The organism is Massilia sp. NP310 (genome assembly GCF_019443485.1).
GTDB classification, from domain to species: Bacteria; Pseudomonadota; Gammaproteobacteria; order Burkholderiales; family Burkholderiaceae_D; genus Telluria; species Telluria timonae.
Genome location: NZ_CP080379.1, coordinates 1,551,615 through 1,565,798 on the forward strand (window position 1 = coordinate 1,551,615; position 14,184 = coordinate 1,565,798).

Below are 14,184 nucleotides of genomic sequence, written 5' to 3' on the forward strand. Positions count from 1 at the left end.
CGCCGGCGCGCGCCCGGACAATCATGGGCACGCGCAAGGAACGCCTGCCGGCATACCCAACGTCTCGGCGGTCGCGATCGTCATCGATACCGGCAGCCCGAACGAGAACGGTACCATCGACACCAGGCTCTGATAGTCCACCGGATCACAGTCGTCCGCGCTGGCTGTCTGGCATACGCGCACGCGCACCAGCCGTATGCAGCCTTCACTGTACGGATCCCCGAGACAGTTCGCAAAATTGGCGGCCGGGCTTGCGGGCAGCGATCCGGATGGAATTGCCACCATGGTCATCACCCCACCGCTGCGCTGAATCCACATGTAGTCGATGATGATGTGCGTGTCGGTGACCGGTTGTGCGAACAGCAGGAATCCCGGCGAGTCGCGGAAGATGGCGCGCTGACGTACCGCTTGCATGGCAGCGGCATTGCTGAAGTCGGTATTCGTCGCAAGCGCGGCCGCACGACGCGTCACCTCCTGCAGTGTATTGATGACGTACATCGCGCGCGACATTTCGACCATGCCGAAGAACAGCAAAAAGAAGACGATGCCCACGACCGAGAACTCGACGGCAGCAACACCCTGCTGCTTCCTTCTGCGCGCCGGCCCCGTGCGGCGCTGCTCAATTGCCCGCATAGCGCACCGTGACGTCTGCGGTCAGGAGCAGCCCGTCTTCGCCGAAGAGCGGGGCGGTGACGAATCCAAAGATATCGTCACGAACACGTATCTGGACGGCCACACGTACCGTGGATGGAATGCTCAATCCACCACAGATCAGACCATCACACAGGACCGACGGCGTCACCCCGACCAGGCCGGGCCTGATCTCATCGAGCTCGGCGTTGACAATCGCCTTCGCGAGCGCCGCAACGGCAGGTTCCGCGCCGCCAGTGGAATCCTGAATTTCCATGCGGGTCGCCTGGGACATGAATCGTGCGCCGTCGTGAGCCGCCTTTTCAGCCACACTGTAGTACCAGAATATTCTGGCCATAAAAAGGGGAACCGCCAGGAACAGGATCAACACTGGAAGGATGATCGCCGCCTCGACAGCGACGCTGCCGGCCTGCGCACGCCGTGCGCCTCGGTTGAATCGTGCTTTCATGGATAAAGCCTCACTCGCGTACGTAAAGTCTGTTCATCCGCCAGGCCGGCGAACTCGGCGTACAGATGGGTATCGTCGGCCTTCACGGTCATGAAGAATCTGCCGATTCCCTTCACCGTCGCACGCCCCCCCGAGACGGGACACGAGAGCAAGGGAATATTGAGCACCCGCCGGTCGCGCACGCCAGCGTTGACGGGAGCCAGACCATACGTCGCGCCGCCGGTCGTATAAGGGGGCGAGGACGGATAACTGGACTTGGCGGCAGGCTCACCCGGGGTGTACAGGTCTTTCCAGCTCGATGTGGGGAAGGCGGCGTAGCCTCCTGACGGCATGGGATCGGCAAACCGGACTGCCCTGGCGTAAGACCAGAGCGGGCCATACTGCGCGCCACTCGTCCCGGCCGGCGATGGATAAGGGCCCGCCACGGTCCAGCGCTTGTGATTGTCGTGGTCCTTATACAATACCGACGCCTGGGCCTGTGGTGTGGTCGTCATCCACGGCACGCTGCCATCATTGAACTTGTAAGGTTTGATGTTCCTGTCGGGCGGCGCGGTGCTGGGGGTGCATGGCGCGGTATATTCATCGAAGCGCGAATTGAATTGTTGGTAGTATTCGCTGAGGGCGAATGGCGACTGCACCGAGACCTTTCCTCCCGATATGCGCGCCATCCCCATCATCCCGGTGCAGACGGACGGCGCGACCGTATTGAAGTCGGCCGCCGCCGACGACGCGGCGCCGGGGCCGACGAACGGATGGATCAGGAAGGTCTGCCCTGCACCCGCCGATTCGGGGTTCAGTTGCATGAGGTCATAGCCGACACCGCGCCGAAAACCGTATTCTTCCAGCTCGCCATTCCGGTTACGCTTCTCATCATCGTGCATTGCACATATCCCGAATGGCATGACGCCGATCGCAGTCGGGCCAGCCACGGCACGTGCGCTTGTCGAGGTCACGGTATCGCCGGACGCGACAACTGGCAGAAACAGGGTCTCCACTTGCCCGTAATCCGGATCCAGTCCCGCGGTATCGATGCGGACGTACAGAAGGCCGTTGGGTGCGCTTCTCGCCGCTGCCTCGCCACTCGTGAGCCATGGACCATCAGGTGAAGCCCCGAATCTGATGGCGTCGTCGGACCAGTCCATCGCTGCCGCCAGGTAGCCATAACTGGGGCCGCCGTACATGACGGGTATCGCAAACAGCGAGGCTGCCTTCTGTGCCGCCTTGGTCAGGCCAGCTCTGGTGCCGTCCAGCTCGATCGCGGCGCTCACCGCAGCGGCGTCGGCGGCGCTCTGGAGTTCCATCTTCCGGTTGTAAACGCGGGATAGGTCCAGTGCCAGGCTGCAGAACCCGCATATGATGATGATGGCTGCAACGCCCATGATTCCTATTGCGCCATGCTCGCGGCCCGGACGCCTGAAAGCCACGGGACTAGCGCGTCGCATGCGGGGCGTGCCTCTGTTGATGCCCATGCTGCCTCCTCCGGAATCCACACGCCTTCGAAACACGTATCAGCAAGTCTATTAGTCCTTAGACTATGCAAATTGATTTCTAGCAGTTGGCGCGGGATTTCTGGGAATCGGCATCACCGAATTGCCGGCTGGCGCCGCGTATCGGCCAGCTCGCGCTCCACACCTTGGTCGGGCCTGGGCGCTGGGCGGCATCGCGCTCTTGCTGGCGTACCCAGCGGCGCAATGTCTCCGGGGTGCAGCCGATCCTCATCGCTTGCTTTTTTCAAATTGGAGTTTCCACAAGACTTGGGGCGATTTACATCGACGCTGCTTGATCATGCACGCATTCATCATGAATATGTGGCAGGATCGTCATTGGTATAGACCAGGTTACACAGCCTTCATGTCCATCATCTGCAACTGATCGGAACCAGCCATGAGTCAAATTACTCATACCGTAGGCAAACGGACATATACCTTTGCCGACCTGCGCGAACTCCTGGCCAGGGCAAGCCCGGCACGCTCGGGAGACCATCTGGCTGGCGTCGCGGCCGGCAGTGCGGAAGAACGCGTGGCCGCGCAGATGGCCCTGGCCTCTCTCCCTCTCACGACCTTCCTGAACGAGGCCGTCGTGCCCTACGAGACGGACGAAGTGACTCGCCTGATCCTCGACGAGCACGATGCCGGCGCTTTCCAGCGCATCCGCCACCTGACTGTCGGCGACTTTCGCAACTGGCTGCTGGGCGATGACGCCGACACGGCAACCCTGAGCCAGATCGCCCCGGGAGTCACACCGGAGATGGCCGCCGCCGTGTCGAAGATCATGCGAATCCAGGACCTGGTGCTGGTCGCGCGCAAATGCCGGTCGGTCACGCGGTTTCGCAACACGATCGGCCTGCCGGGAACGCTGTCGACGCGCCTGCAGCCGAACCATCCGACCGATGACGCGTTCGGCATTGCAGCCAGCCTGCTCGACGGCCTGCTATACGGCAATGGCGATGCCGTCATCGGCATCAACCCGGCCACGGATAACGTGCAGCAGGTGATCCGCATCGTCGGGATGCTCGATGAGATCATCGCCCGTTACCGGGTTCCGACACAGTCGTGCGTGCTGACCCACGTGACCAACACGATCGCGGCCATCGAACGGGGCGCGCCGGTAGACCTGGTATTCCAGTCGATCGCCGGCACCCAGGCCGCGAACGCCAGTTTCGGCATCGACCTCAAGCTGCTGGCCGAAGCGCAGGCGGCCGCCCTGTCACTGCGGCGGGGCACGGTCGGCGACAACGTGATGTATTTCGAAACCGGCCAGGGAAGCGCGCTGTCGGCCAACGCCAGCCACGGCCTCGACCAGCAGACCTGCGAGGCGCGCGCCTATGCCGTGGCGCGCAAGTTCAAGCCGCTGCTGGTGAACACCGTCGTCGGGTTCATGGGACCGGAATACCTTTATGACGGCAAGCAGATCATCCGAGCAGGACTGGAGGACCACTTCTGCGCCAAGCTGCTGGGCCTGCCCATGGGCTGCGACGTGTGCTACACGAACCATGCCGAGGCGGACCAGGACGACATGGACGTGCTGCTGACGATGCTCGGCGTGGCTGGCTGCACGTTCGTGATGGGCATTCCCGGCTCGGACGACATCATGCTGAACTACCAGACGACCTCGTTCCATGATGCGTTGTACGCGCGGCGGGCGCTCGGTCTTGCGCCGGCGCCGGAATTCCATGCGTGGCTGCGCGACATGGGCATCTTTGCTGGCGACGGCGAAGTCGCGCTGGGGCGCGGCTTGCCGGCGCCGTTCCAGCGCGCGCTGTCGCGCATTACCTGAGGTGAACACCATGTCGGAGACCGTCATCCCCGATCCCTGGCAGGCACTGCGCCGGTTCACGGCCGCGCGCATTGCGCTCGGTCACACCGGCGTCAGCCAACCCACGTCCGCCCAGCTCGATTTCCAGCTGGCGCACGCGCGCGCGCGCGACGCCGTGCACCTGGCGCTCGACACCGATACGCTGAGTCAGGCGATCGAGAGCGCATGGCCGGAAGCGGGCCCGTGCAAGGTACTGCACAGCGCCGCTGCCAACCGCAACGTGTACCTGCAACGGCCCGACCTCGGGCGGCGGCTGGCCCCGGACGCGTGCGCTGCGCTGGCGGCCTCGCGGGCTCCCTCTGTCGAAGCGCGTCCCTACGACGTCGCGTTCGTCGTCACGGACGGCCTTTCCGCGCTGGCAGTCGCACAGAACGCCGCGCCATTCTTGCAGCTGCTGCGCACGCGACTGCTCGCACAGCGCTGGGCAGTCGCACCGCCATCCGTTGTTCTACAGGGCCGCGTGGCGGTCGGTGACGAGGTGGGAGAACTGCTCGGCGCCAAGATCGTTGTCGTCCTGATCGGCGAGCGTCCAGGCTTGAGTTCGCCCGACAGCATGGGCCTGTACATCACGTGGGCGCCGGCCGTCGGCCTGACTGACGAACGGCGCAACTGCATCTCGAACGTACGGCCGGCGGGGCAACCCTATGACGAGGCCGCGGCGCGGCTCCATTACCTGCTGTCCGAAGCGCGCCGGCGGGAGCTGACCGGCGTGGGGCTCAAGGACGAAACCATTGGAACGGTTGCGCTCGATGGCGAGCTAAAGCCCAATTTTCTGCTCTAATCACTGCGTCATCGCGAGGATTGCCACCCCGCGGGCTCTTGCTGGGCACAGAAGCGCCATGGCGAGAGCCATGCTCAGCGGTAGGCAAAGTAGATAGCCCCGGTAACTCCTGGATCGCCAACAGCTTGTCCGATATTTACGAGGCTCACGGGCTTGACTAGTGATACAACTTTAGCGCTGAAGCGATTGCATGCGGTAGCCGAGTTTGCCACCATCGCTGGCATTTCCGCCCCTATGCTCGCCACTCGCGGAAACGGGCACGCTGGCAGCGTCGACGCAAGCGCGATCCCAGATGATCTGATGGCGCGCGCGCAGCCGTCACAGGTCGGCCTCCTGGACGCGTTGTCACACTGAGCTTGCATGCATTCGTGGGACCGGGGCCGACGCGTCAGCCCACTGCCGCAACCTGGGCAGCGCGGCAAATATTCCCATGGTATCCCAATCTTCAAAACACGCAAAAATACCTGTCAGGGTCGCGCGAGCATCGAGACGCGCCCCCCTCCTCTTACCGATCTATGGCGGGTCGACAGATGCGTTGCCACAAGCAAACAAAGGTACTCGGGAAAAAAGCGCTCGCGCCGCGGTACAGGTCCGTCCAGAAAGAGGGCCGCGATATTTCTTAAAAGACGTCCTTGTGCGTCCGTTATCGGTCCGAGCAGCGATTTAACCAGTCAAATACAGGCGCGGCCACACGTCACCCACTTATTCTGTTCTTGGCCAATCATGAAGGCTGTTTCGATTGCGGATTCATCTTTCCCTATGCGTATAAATGTTTTCTGAAATTAATGTATGCGTGTGGCGCCTGAAATTTCTTATGCATACAGATTAATACAATTTTAAACAACGTATCGGTATAAGATTTATTTGACAATTCTTGATCGGATACCAGACATAATTTTCGTGGCCGTGATTTCCTTCAATACCCTTCTGTTGCTCAGTGATAATTCGCTGCCCAGATTGCTGTTGAAATGGTCCTCGTCGGTAGGTTAGCCGATGCGTTGTAGAGTTGTAGATTCGTTCATTCATTTTTTATCTTAGGAATAAACTAACCATGCTCCGAAAATTAATAATGACCTTCACGGCTGCCCTGTTAACAAATTCCGCAATGGCTGCGACAATCGACTTTGAGTCTCAGGACGGTGGCTACGGATACTACGACTACAGCTTTCTTGAAGATGGATTCAGAGTTAGTTATTCAGCGATCGATCCATTCCGATTTTATCTGATGGATAACCCCGCTGACCATTTAGGCATGTGCGGCACCGGGTGCGCTTCAAATGGAACGACTGCATTCTATGGTTTCAATGGGAGTAGTATCACCTTCAATCTCGAGAACAAAGGCTTGTTCTCCTTCACATCATTGGATGTCGCCCAGACCTTTCTTGGCTACGGTCGTCCCTTGACCCTGACGCTCACTGCGACGGGGCTTAATGGCGTCGTAACGAACACGATCTTCGTGGAAGAGAATCTGGCTGAATCATTTTCAAATTTTAACTTTAAAGACTTTGTCAACATTTCGTCACTGACGATCACCGGCGGACAAGAATTCACGGAGTTTGCGATTGATAATGTCGTCCTCTCTCCCGCAGAGGTTCCAGAACCCGCATCCTGGGCAACGCTGATTGCCGGCCTTGGAATCATTCGCTCAGTTCGCCGCCGGCGCTTGCCCAGTGGCCTCGCCCGATAGAATCGTTGTTCGGTAAATAATATCGAGCTCCGCATTCCTCAGGCTCGCGCGCCAAAGCCAGCTGTCCAGTCTTGCTTGGTCATCGACCCGTTTGACGTACAGCTGCATTCTGGACGAAATAGGCCTCACGCCGTGCGAATGCGAACCATGCAGAAGCCAAGTTGGACGTTTGCCATTACACTGCCGGCTTCTACGACTGCGAGTGCTCGCATTCTGTATCGGGCAATCCGCCGCCCGGCGTCCAGGAACGCAAAATGGCAGAGGAAGGACATATCGTCGTGTCTGAAATTACTTGACCTCCACAGTTCAAGAGTGTCTACAATTGTCATGACGATTCACACGTCTCAATATCCTGGCTTAACGCGGAATCCAGCTAGCATTGACAATAGTCACCGGTACCTGTGCGTCGCCGTCTATCGGCTGACCCTGGCTACCGTTGCAATGAACTGATCAAAATCAACCGGTTTTCGAATATGCGTCTCGAATCCTGCGGAGAGCGCATGGCTCACATCGGTGGGGCGGGTGAAGCCGCTCAGTGCGATCGCCGGGGTGCTTGCAGTGGCTTGCAATGTACGGAGCGCCGCCAGTAAAGCGTATCCATCCATCTCCGGCATGCCAATGTCCGAAATAATCAAATGAAAGGTTTCTGCGGCGCCATCCACAAGCTCCAAGGCCTGGGAAGGGCCAGGTGCCGATGTCACTTGCGCCCCTTCGGTTTCCAACAGCGCCGCAAGCGCTTCGACCGTCTCGGTGGCATCGTCTACGAGCAGGATACGCTTGCCGACCAGGCCTCCTGTTTTCAAGGTATCGGTCGACGGCAGCGATGACTGCGGGTTCGTAACTGGAAAATAGATGCGGAACGTGGCGCCAAGCCCCACTCCCTTGGACTCGGCCTCTACCCTGCCCCCGTGACTGTCGATAAGCTCTTTGACGAGCGCCAAGCCAATACCCATGCCCCCGTACTGCCGGGCGGTACCGTTGTTCCCTTGACGGAACATGTCAAATATATGGGGAAGGAGTTCTGGGGCAATTCCGCTTCCGGTGTCCGTGACCTCGATGCATGCTACATCATCGAATTCACGTCGAACCTGCACGCGCACTGTTCCACCCTGTGGGGTGAATTTCAATGCATTGCTCAGCAAGTTCCACACGATCTGCTCAATCCTGACAACGTCGCCTTGGATGATCAGCTCGCCAGTACAGACATCGGTGTGAAGCGTCAGTTTTTTTTGCTTCGCCTCGTCTTCCATCAGTTTGACGACCTGGCTTACACTTTCCGCGAGGTCGAGCTGCGAATATGTCAGGGTCAGCTTGCCAGTGTGCAAGCGCGACAGGTCCATCAAGTCATCGATGATCCGCGCTTGCCTCTTCACCATGCGCTTGATCGTGTCAGTCCCGCGCGCGACCACAGGAAGCGCGGCGGCCTCGGGAAGACGGCTCAGCATTTCCGCGGTCAGCTGAATCAGATTCAGCGGTTGTTTGAGCTCGTGGGAGAGCACGGCAAAGAATTCATCACGCACTCGCGCAGCCTCCTCGGCCCGGATTCTTTCCTGTTTTTCCGATTCCAGCCTGGCATCCTGCTGATCGTGCCGCCATTTGGAATCGGTCATGTCCCGGGCAATCTTGACGAAACCGCCGATTTCGTCGTCCACCAAAGGCGAGGTAATACCACTGCAGAAGACGCGCGTGCCATTGCGACGCACATGCCAGCGGTCGTCCTCGGAACGGCCGTCCATTCTTGCACGGTGCAGTTCTTCAGTGAATATGCCGGCATCGCGGTCTTCGGGCGTGTACAGAATATCGCCGCCATGGCCGACGATATAGGATGCAGGATAGCCGAACATCCGCTCGGCACCACCGTTCCAGCTGGTAATGATGCCATCGTTGTTCATCGTGGTAATCGCATAGTCGCGGGTGCTGGCTGCAATGAGGCGCATCTGTCGCTCACTGCCAAGCAGCCTTTCTTCGGCCAGCTTGCGACGGGAAATATCGATGAACGACAACACCAGCCCCTCGATCCTGTCTTCCGCCGTGCGGTAAGGCAAAAGGCGGGCGATGTACCACGTGCCATCGGTCGTGCCGCGCACTTCACGCTCGACCGGCTGCAGCGTGGAGAACACTTGTTCTATGTCGCTTTCCATTGAGGGATAATCCAGCCGACAATTTATATCGAGGATAGAACGTTCGATATCGGCGCTGATCAGGTTGAACAGTCGCGTGCAGGGCTTCGAATAACGCTTGATGTTAAGGTTGCGGCCGATAAAAAGGATCGCGATTTCGGTTGCCGAAAGAAAGTTCTGCAGGTCGTCGTTGGATTTCGCCGTCTCGTCGACCTTCATCTTCAATTCGGTGTTGACGGTAATGAGTTCCTCGTTAATCGACTGCAATTCTTCCTTGCTGGTTTCGAGTTCCTCAGCAGTCGAACGCAACTCCTCATTGCTCGCCTGCAACTCCTCATTCGATCCTTTCAGATCCTCCAGTGTCGTTTCATATTGTTCGATCGCGGAATGCAAGTGTTCCTTCGTCTGCTTTAATTCCTGTTCAAGGTGCAATGCAACGACGTTGTCGCCATTCTGTAGACCGGATGGACTGGTGTCGATCGAACTCTCGCGTTCCTCGAATACCAGCAGCATGACGCCTGTAGCGGCATCGCGGTCGCGAGCGGGATGGATGTTGATGCGGACGAAAATTTCAGCATTCCCATCACGTATCGACATGAAGCGCGTCTGCACATCCACGTGATTCTGTGTCGCCTGGAACAAGGCGGCGCGAAATTCCAGCTGCAGATCCGGATGCAGGGTCGCCATGATGTCGTGCGAGGGCTCGCCGCCTGAATGGCGAAGGAATCTCCAGGCTTGTTTCGTGGCATAGATGATCTGGTGGCTCCGGTCGAGGAGTACGCCGGGAGGGCCAGAGATTTCCACGAGCTTACGGTATAAGTCTTGCGGAGAGACGCGCTGCTGGTCCGTGCTGTTTGTCGTCGCCTTGGCGGGTACGCCTTCCGGTCTACCGACGAGGAGCGGCACGTGAAACGCCCGTTCCGGCCGAGCGTTTACGGGCCGATAAATACGGTTTTTCTTGTCGACTGGAGTGAAATAACGTGCGACGGCCTCTGCCGACTCGGCCGTACCCAGAAACAGATAGCCGTTCGGACGCAAGGCGTAATGCAGAATTTCCATCACCTTGGTCTGGATATCCCGATCGAGATAGATCAGCAGGTTGCGACAAGATATCAGGTGCAACTGCGAAAATGGGGGATCCCGCAAGATGTTGTGGATCGCAAACAGCACCTTTTCCCGTATCTCCCGTTTCACGCACAAATGCTCATCCTGTCGGTCGAAATATTGCCGCAGCCGGGAAGGGGTGACATCGGTAACGATCGATCCGGGATACCTGCCGGTGCGTGCCGCGGCAATAGCGCGCTCGTCGATGTCGGACGCAAATACCTGTACTGGCCTGGGTGTGGCCAACAAGCTGTTCTGGTCGGCGAAAAGCATGGCGATCGAGTAGGCCTCTTCGCCGGTAGCGCATCCCACCGACCAGGCACGGACTTGTTCCGTCTCCTTCACCTCCTCGAAAATATGTGGAATGACATCGCGCTCCAACGCGTCAAAAGCGATGCGGTCGCGAAAGAAATTCGTGACGCTGATGAGCATGTCTTGGAGTAATGCTGCCGCTTCCTCGCTGTGCTCTTCGAGGTAACGCCGGTAGGCGACGACATCGGCCAGGCCGCGAACCTGGAGCCGCCTTTCGATCCTGCGCAGGACGGTTGCACGTTTATAGTGTTTGAAATCGTGGCCCGTTCGCTGGTGCAGCAGCTGCAGAATGTCGCGCAGTGCAAGTTCTGCTTGCTGTGCGTGTGCTTCGGCACTATCGATGTAAACGCTCCGCTCCAGATGTCCTGCCGTAGGCAGCTGCAGTACGCGTGCGTTACGGCCTAATTCGAGCAACTTCTGCGGCATCTCGCTTGCCGGCAATACCACGTCGACCGTCCCCCTTTCCAGCGCACTGCGCGGCATGCTGTCGTATTCGGCATCGTCGGGTGACTGGACGAATGTCATGCCCCCCTTTTCCTTGATTCTTGCAATGCCGACTGCACCATCGGAGCCTGCCCCCGACAGAATGACGCCGATTGCCCGTTCCCGATGTACTTCGGCAAGGGTGCGAAAGAACATGTCGATGGCAACATGGCGGCCGCGAGGACGCGCGGCCGAGACGACCTGCAGCGAGCCGTCGTTCATCAATAAATCCAGCGCCGGCGAGATGAGATAGACATGGCCAGCCTCGATGGGCGTGACTTCCGTGACCTGTGTGACCGGCATCCTGGTTTTCGCTTGCAGTATCTTGTCGAGATTGCTTTCGTGCTTTGGCGAAAGGTGGAGGACGACGACGAATGCCATGCCGTTTTCGGCTGGCATTGCCTCAAGAAAGCGGCTCAGCGCCTCGATCCCCCCCGCGGAGGCGCCAATGCCGACAACGGGAAACTCCAGCGTGCTCGGAATGAAATCGCGATCAGGTGGAGGGAATTCCAACACTTTACGTTCGTTATCGTTCATGGAAATACTCACATTGGCCTTTGGGTCAAGGAACGAGCATAACGCGTTTTTTATGTGAAATCCGTGCGGGCGCCGATTAAATATTTGGTGGCGGGCGGTGCGTTGCCTTCACTTGACCATGTACCTGGTTCCATCGAGATCCCCAATTTCTCCGTGCGCGCGCAGTCAAAAATGCGAGTGCCTTGGCACGCCGGATACGTTCTCGACAAAGATCTCAAATGGATGCCGAACCTGTACGCATGTTGTTGCCACAAGTCCTGTCCATATGCCTGCGCCACAAGGCCGCCAAGGTCGATATGCTGCGCTACGATATAGATCGGGTTGAGACTCGTATCCAGGCGAACATCCGTATCCGACCATGCAGAATGAAGGCGCTCGATCTGCGGCAACAGCCACCGGATTCTGAACGCCCGATTGAGCGTCACGGTCGGCACGGAGCCAGCATCATACCGTCAGTCAGTTGATTATTATTAATTTGACAATTAATGAGGCGTTGTTATACTGGGTTTATTCCATCAGTCAACGGTTGCGGCGTGGTCGATGCCCGCCAGTCCACCAGCAACACCAGCGGGAGACGCCATGCCTCACCGAGTGCTTATCCTCTCTTCCGACGTGGATGATGTCCGCATCCTGCACGAGGCTCTCGGCAACGCGCACGATGGCCCGTTCGATGTGGAGGATGTCGCTCGCTTGGCCGACGGACTACTTCGAATCCACAGTGGACCGATCGATGCGGTCCTGCTGGATCTGCTGCTCCCCGATTGCCAAGGGCTGGATTGCTTCGATAGCGTGCATGCAGCCGCACGCCATATCCCGATCCTGACCCTATCCCAGCTCGACAACGAAGCCGATGCCATCGAAGCGGTCCAGCGAGGTGCGCAGGGCTGGCTGACGAAGGGCTTCTTCAATAATTATCTGGTGCCGCAGTCCCTGCGCAACATCATCGCGCGCATGAAGGTTGAGCGAGGATTATACGTTGCCCAGGCGCGTGCGGAAATCACGCTCAACTCGATCGGCGATGCGGTCGTCTCCGTCGACATGAACGGGCGCGTGGACTATCTGAATATCGCTGCTGAGCAGGTCTGCGGCTGGACGCGCGAAGAGGCGCGCGGACGGCCCATTGCCGAAGTGATCGAACTCGTCGACGAGCGCAGCGGCCGCACCATCGCCAGTCCTGTGGACGATATCCTGCATACGGATCAGGCCTCGAGCCTGAGCGGGGACGCAGTCCTCGTTTCACGTCACGGCCAGCGCATCCCGATCGAAGACTCCGCCGCGCCCATTCGCGATTGGGACCGACAGCTCGTTGGCGCCGTAATGGTGTTTCGGGATATTTCCGACACTGTGGCGCTGACCACCAAGATGCGGCATCTGGCGCAACACGATTTTCTCACCGACCTGCCCAATCGCGCTTTTCTTAACGATCGCGTCACCCAGGCAATTGCCATGTCCAGGCGCAACGACACCTCTCCGGTGCTGCTATTCCTCGACCTGGACAAATTCAAGAACATCAACGACTCCCTGGGCCACGCGGTCGGCGACCGGCTGCTGCAAGCGGTGTCCCAACGACTGCTGGCCTGCGTTCGCACCTCCGATACTGTAAGCAGGCACGGGGGTGACGAGTTCGTGATTCTGCTGGCAAACGAACGTCGTGCGCGGGATGCCGCATTGGCGGCCGACAAGATTCTGCTGGCGCTGTCGGAGCCATTCGTCATCGGGACGCACGAACTGCATACGTCGACCAGTATCGGCATCAGCGCCTTTCCCCTCGACGGGATCGATGCCGCCACCCTGATCAAGAACGCCGACACCGCCATGTACCACGCCAAGGAACGCGGACGCAATAACTACCAATTCTTCCGCCAGGACATGAACACGCGTGCTGTCGAGCGGCAGCTAATCGAAACCAACCTGCGGCGGGCGCTGGAACACGGCGAATTCGCGCTGCATTACCAGCCCAAGGTCGACCTGCAAACCGATCGCATTACCGGTGTCGAAGCGCTGCTGCGCTGGATGCATCCCGAGTGGGGCGTGGTCATGCCGGAGCGGTTCATATCGGTCGCAGAAGAGTGCGGCCTGATCATCCCGATCGGGCGCTGGGTATTGAGCGAAGCGTGCGCGCAACTGGTACGCTGGAGCGAAATTGACATTTTGGAAGTGTCGGTTGCCGTAAACATTTCGACCCTGGAGTTCCGGCACCGGGATTTCTTGGCTAACGCGCTGGCGATCTTCGACGCCACCGGCGTGGACCGGGCACGTATTCAGCTTGAGCTGACTGAAAGCGTTCTGATGCACGATGTCGCCGCCAGCGCCCTGCTCCTGGCGAAGTTCAAGGCGATGGGAGTACAGATCGCGGTCGATGACTTCGGCACCGGCTACTCAAGCCTTAGTTACCTGAACGAATTCCCGATCGATGTGCTCAAGATCGACCAATCCTTCGTCAAGGCGATCGAATCCGAAAAAGGGGCTGGACGCAACGGCGCAATCGTCAGCGCGGTCATCGACATGGGCAGGAACCTGCACCAACGTGTCATCGCCGAGGGTGTCGAGGACGAGGTGCAGCTTGCTTTTCTCAAGAATCACAAATGCAACGAAGGCCAGGGCTTCCTGTTCAGCCAACCGGTCGATGCGGCGCAGATACAGGCAATGCTCGGCAGTGACAGGCGCGGATGACCGGCCTGCGCTGCGCGATGTCCCGATGCCGGGGTGCTTAGCCGGGGTCATTACGGCTTTCATGAGCAAGGCG

9 protein-coding genes are annotated in these 14,184 nt (G+C 59.0%); 4 read left to right on the forward strand and 5 right to left on the reverse strand.

Annotated features, from left to right (window positions below; translation table 11 throughout):
* Window positions 1–21: 21 nt before the first annotated feature.
* Genes KY496_RS06765 through KY496_RS06775 form a run of 3 tightly spaced genes read right to left on the reverse strand, consistent with a single transcriptional unit; the run spans window position 22 to window position 2,568 of the window.
* Entirely contained in the window at window positions 22–633 is a 612-nt protein-coding gene (locus tag KY496_RS06765; protein ID WP_219864304.1) for a TadE/TadG family type IV pilus assembly protein, read from the reverse strand.
* Window positions 620–1,099, reverse strand: coding sequence for a TadE/TadG family type IV pilus assembly protein (locus KY496_RS06770; RefSeq protein WP_219864305.1), 480 nt, complete (start codon window positions 1,097–1,099; stop codon window positions 620–622). Before KY496_RS06770 ends, KY496_RS06765 begins: the two co-directional genes overlap by 14 nt.
* Window positions 1,096–2,568 (reverse strand): pilus assembly protein TadG-related protein, encoded by a 1,473-nt coding sequence (locus tag KY496_RS06775; protein ID WP_307729069.1) that lies wholly within the window; start codon window positions 2,566–2,568, stop codon window positions 1,096–1,098. Before KY496_RS06775 ends, KY496_RS06770 begins: the two co-directional genes overlap by 4 nt.
* Before the next feature lie 415 nt (window positions 2,569–2,983).
* Here KY496_RS06775 and KY496_RS06780 point away from each other — a divergent pair, with 415 nt between their 5' ends.
* The 3 genes from KY496_RS06780 (at window position 2,984) to KY496_RS06790 (ending at window position 6,882) form a co-directional block, all read left to right on the forward strand.
* Window positions 2,984–4,375 (forward strand): ethanolamine ammonia-lyase subunit EutB, encoded by a 1,392-nt coding sequence (locus KY496_RS06780; RefSeq protein WP_219864307.1) that lies wholly within the window; start codon window positions 2,984–2,986, stop codon window positions 4,373–4,375.
* A 10-nt stretch (window positions 4,376–4,385) separates the two neighbouring features.
* On the forward strand, window positions 4,386–5,195 hold the full coding sequence (gene eutC, locus KY496_RS06785; RefSeq protein WP_219864308.1) for an ethanolamine ammonia-lyase subunit EutC: 810 nt from the start codon (window positions 4,386–4,388) through the stop codon (window positions 5,193–5,195).
* A gap of 1,069 nt (window positions 5,196–6,264) precedes the next feature.
* A complete protein-coding gene (locus KY496_RS06790; RefSeq protein ID WP_219864309.1) occupies window positions 6,265–6,882 on the forward strand; it encodes an NF038120 family PEP-CTERM protein in 618 nt (205 codons plus the stop codon).
* A 413-nt stretch (window positions 6,883–7,295) separates the two neighbouring features.
* Here the strand turns inward: KY496_RS06790 and KY496_RS06795 are convergent, their stop codons facing one another.
* Together KY496_RS06795 and KY496_RS06800 are read right to left on the reverse strand one after the other, a co-directional pair.
* Window positions 7,296–11,438: a chemotaxis protein CheB gene (locus KY496_RS06795; protein WP_219864310.1), complete on the reverse strand. Its 4,143-nt coding sequence runs from the start codon at window positions 11,436–11,438 to the stop codon at window positions 7,296–7,298.
* A gap of 50 nt (window positions 11,439–11,488) precedes the next feature.
* Entirely contained in the window at window positions 11,489–11,872 is a 384-nt protein-coding gene (locus tag KY496_RS06800; protein WP_219864311.1) for a hypothetical protein, read from the reverse strand.
* A 145-nt stretch (window positions 11,873–12,017) separates the two neighbouring features.
* Here KY496_RS06800 and KY496_RS06805 point away from each other — a divergent pair, with 145 nt between their 5' ends.
* Window positions 12,018–14,111, forward strand: a complete 2,094-nt coding sequence (locus KY496_RS06805; protein WP_219864312.1) for a bifunctional diguanylate cyclase/phosphodiesterase — start codon at window positions 12,018–12,020, stop codon at window positions 14,109–14,111.
* The last annotated feature ends 73 nt before the right edge of the window (window positions 14,112–14,184 follow it).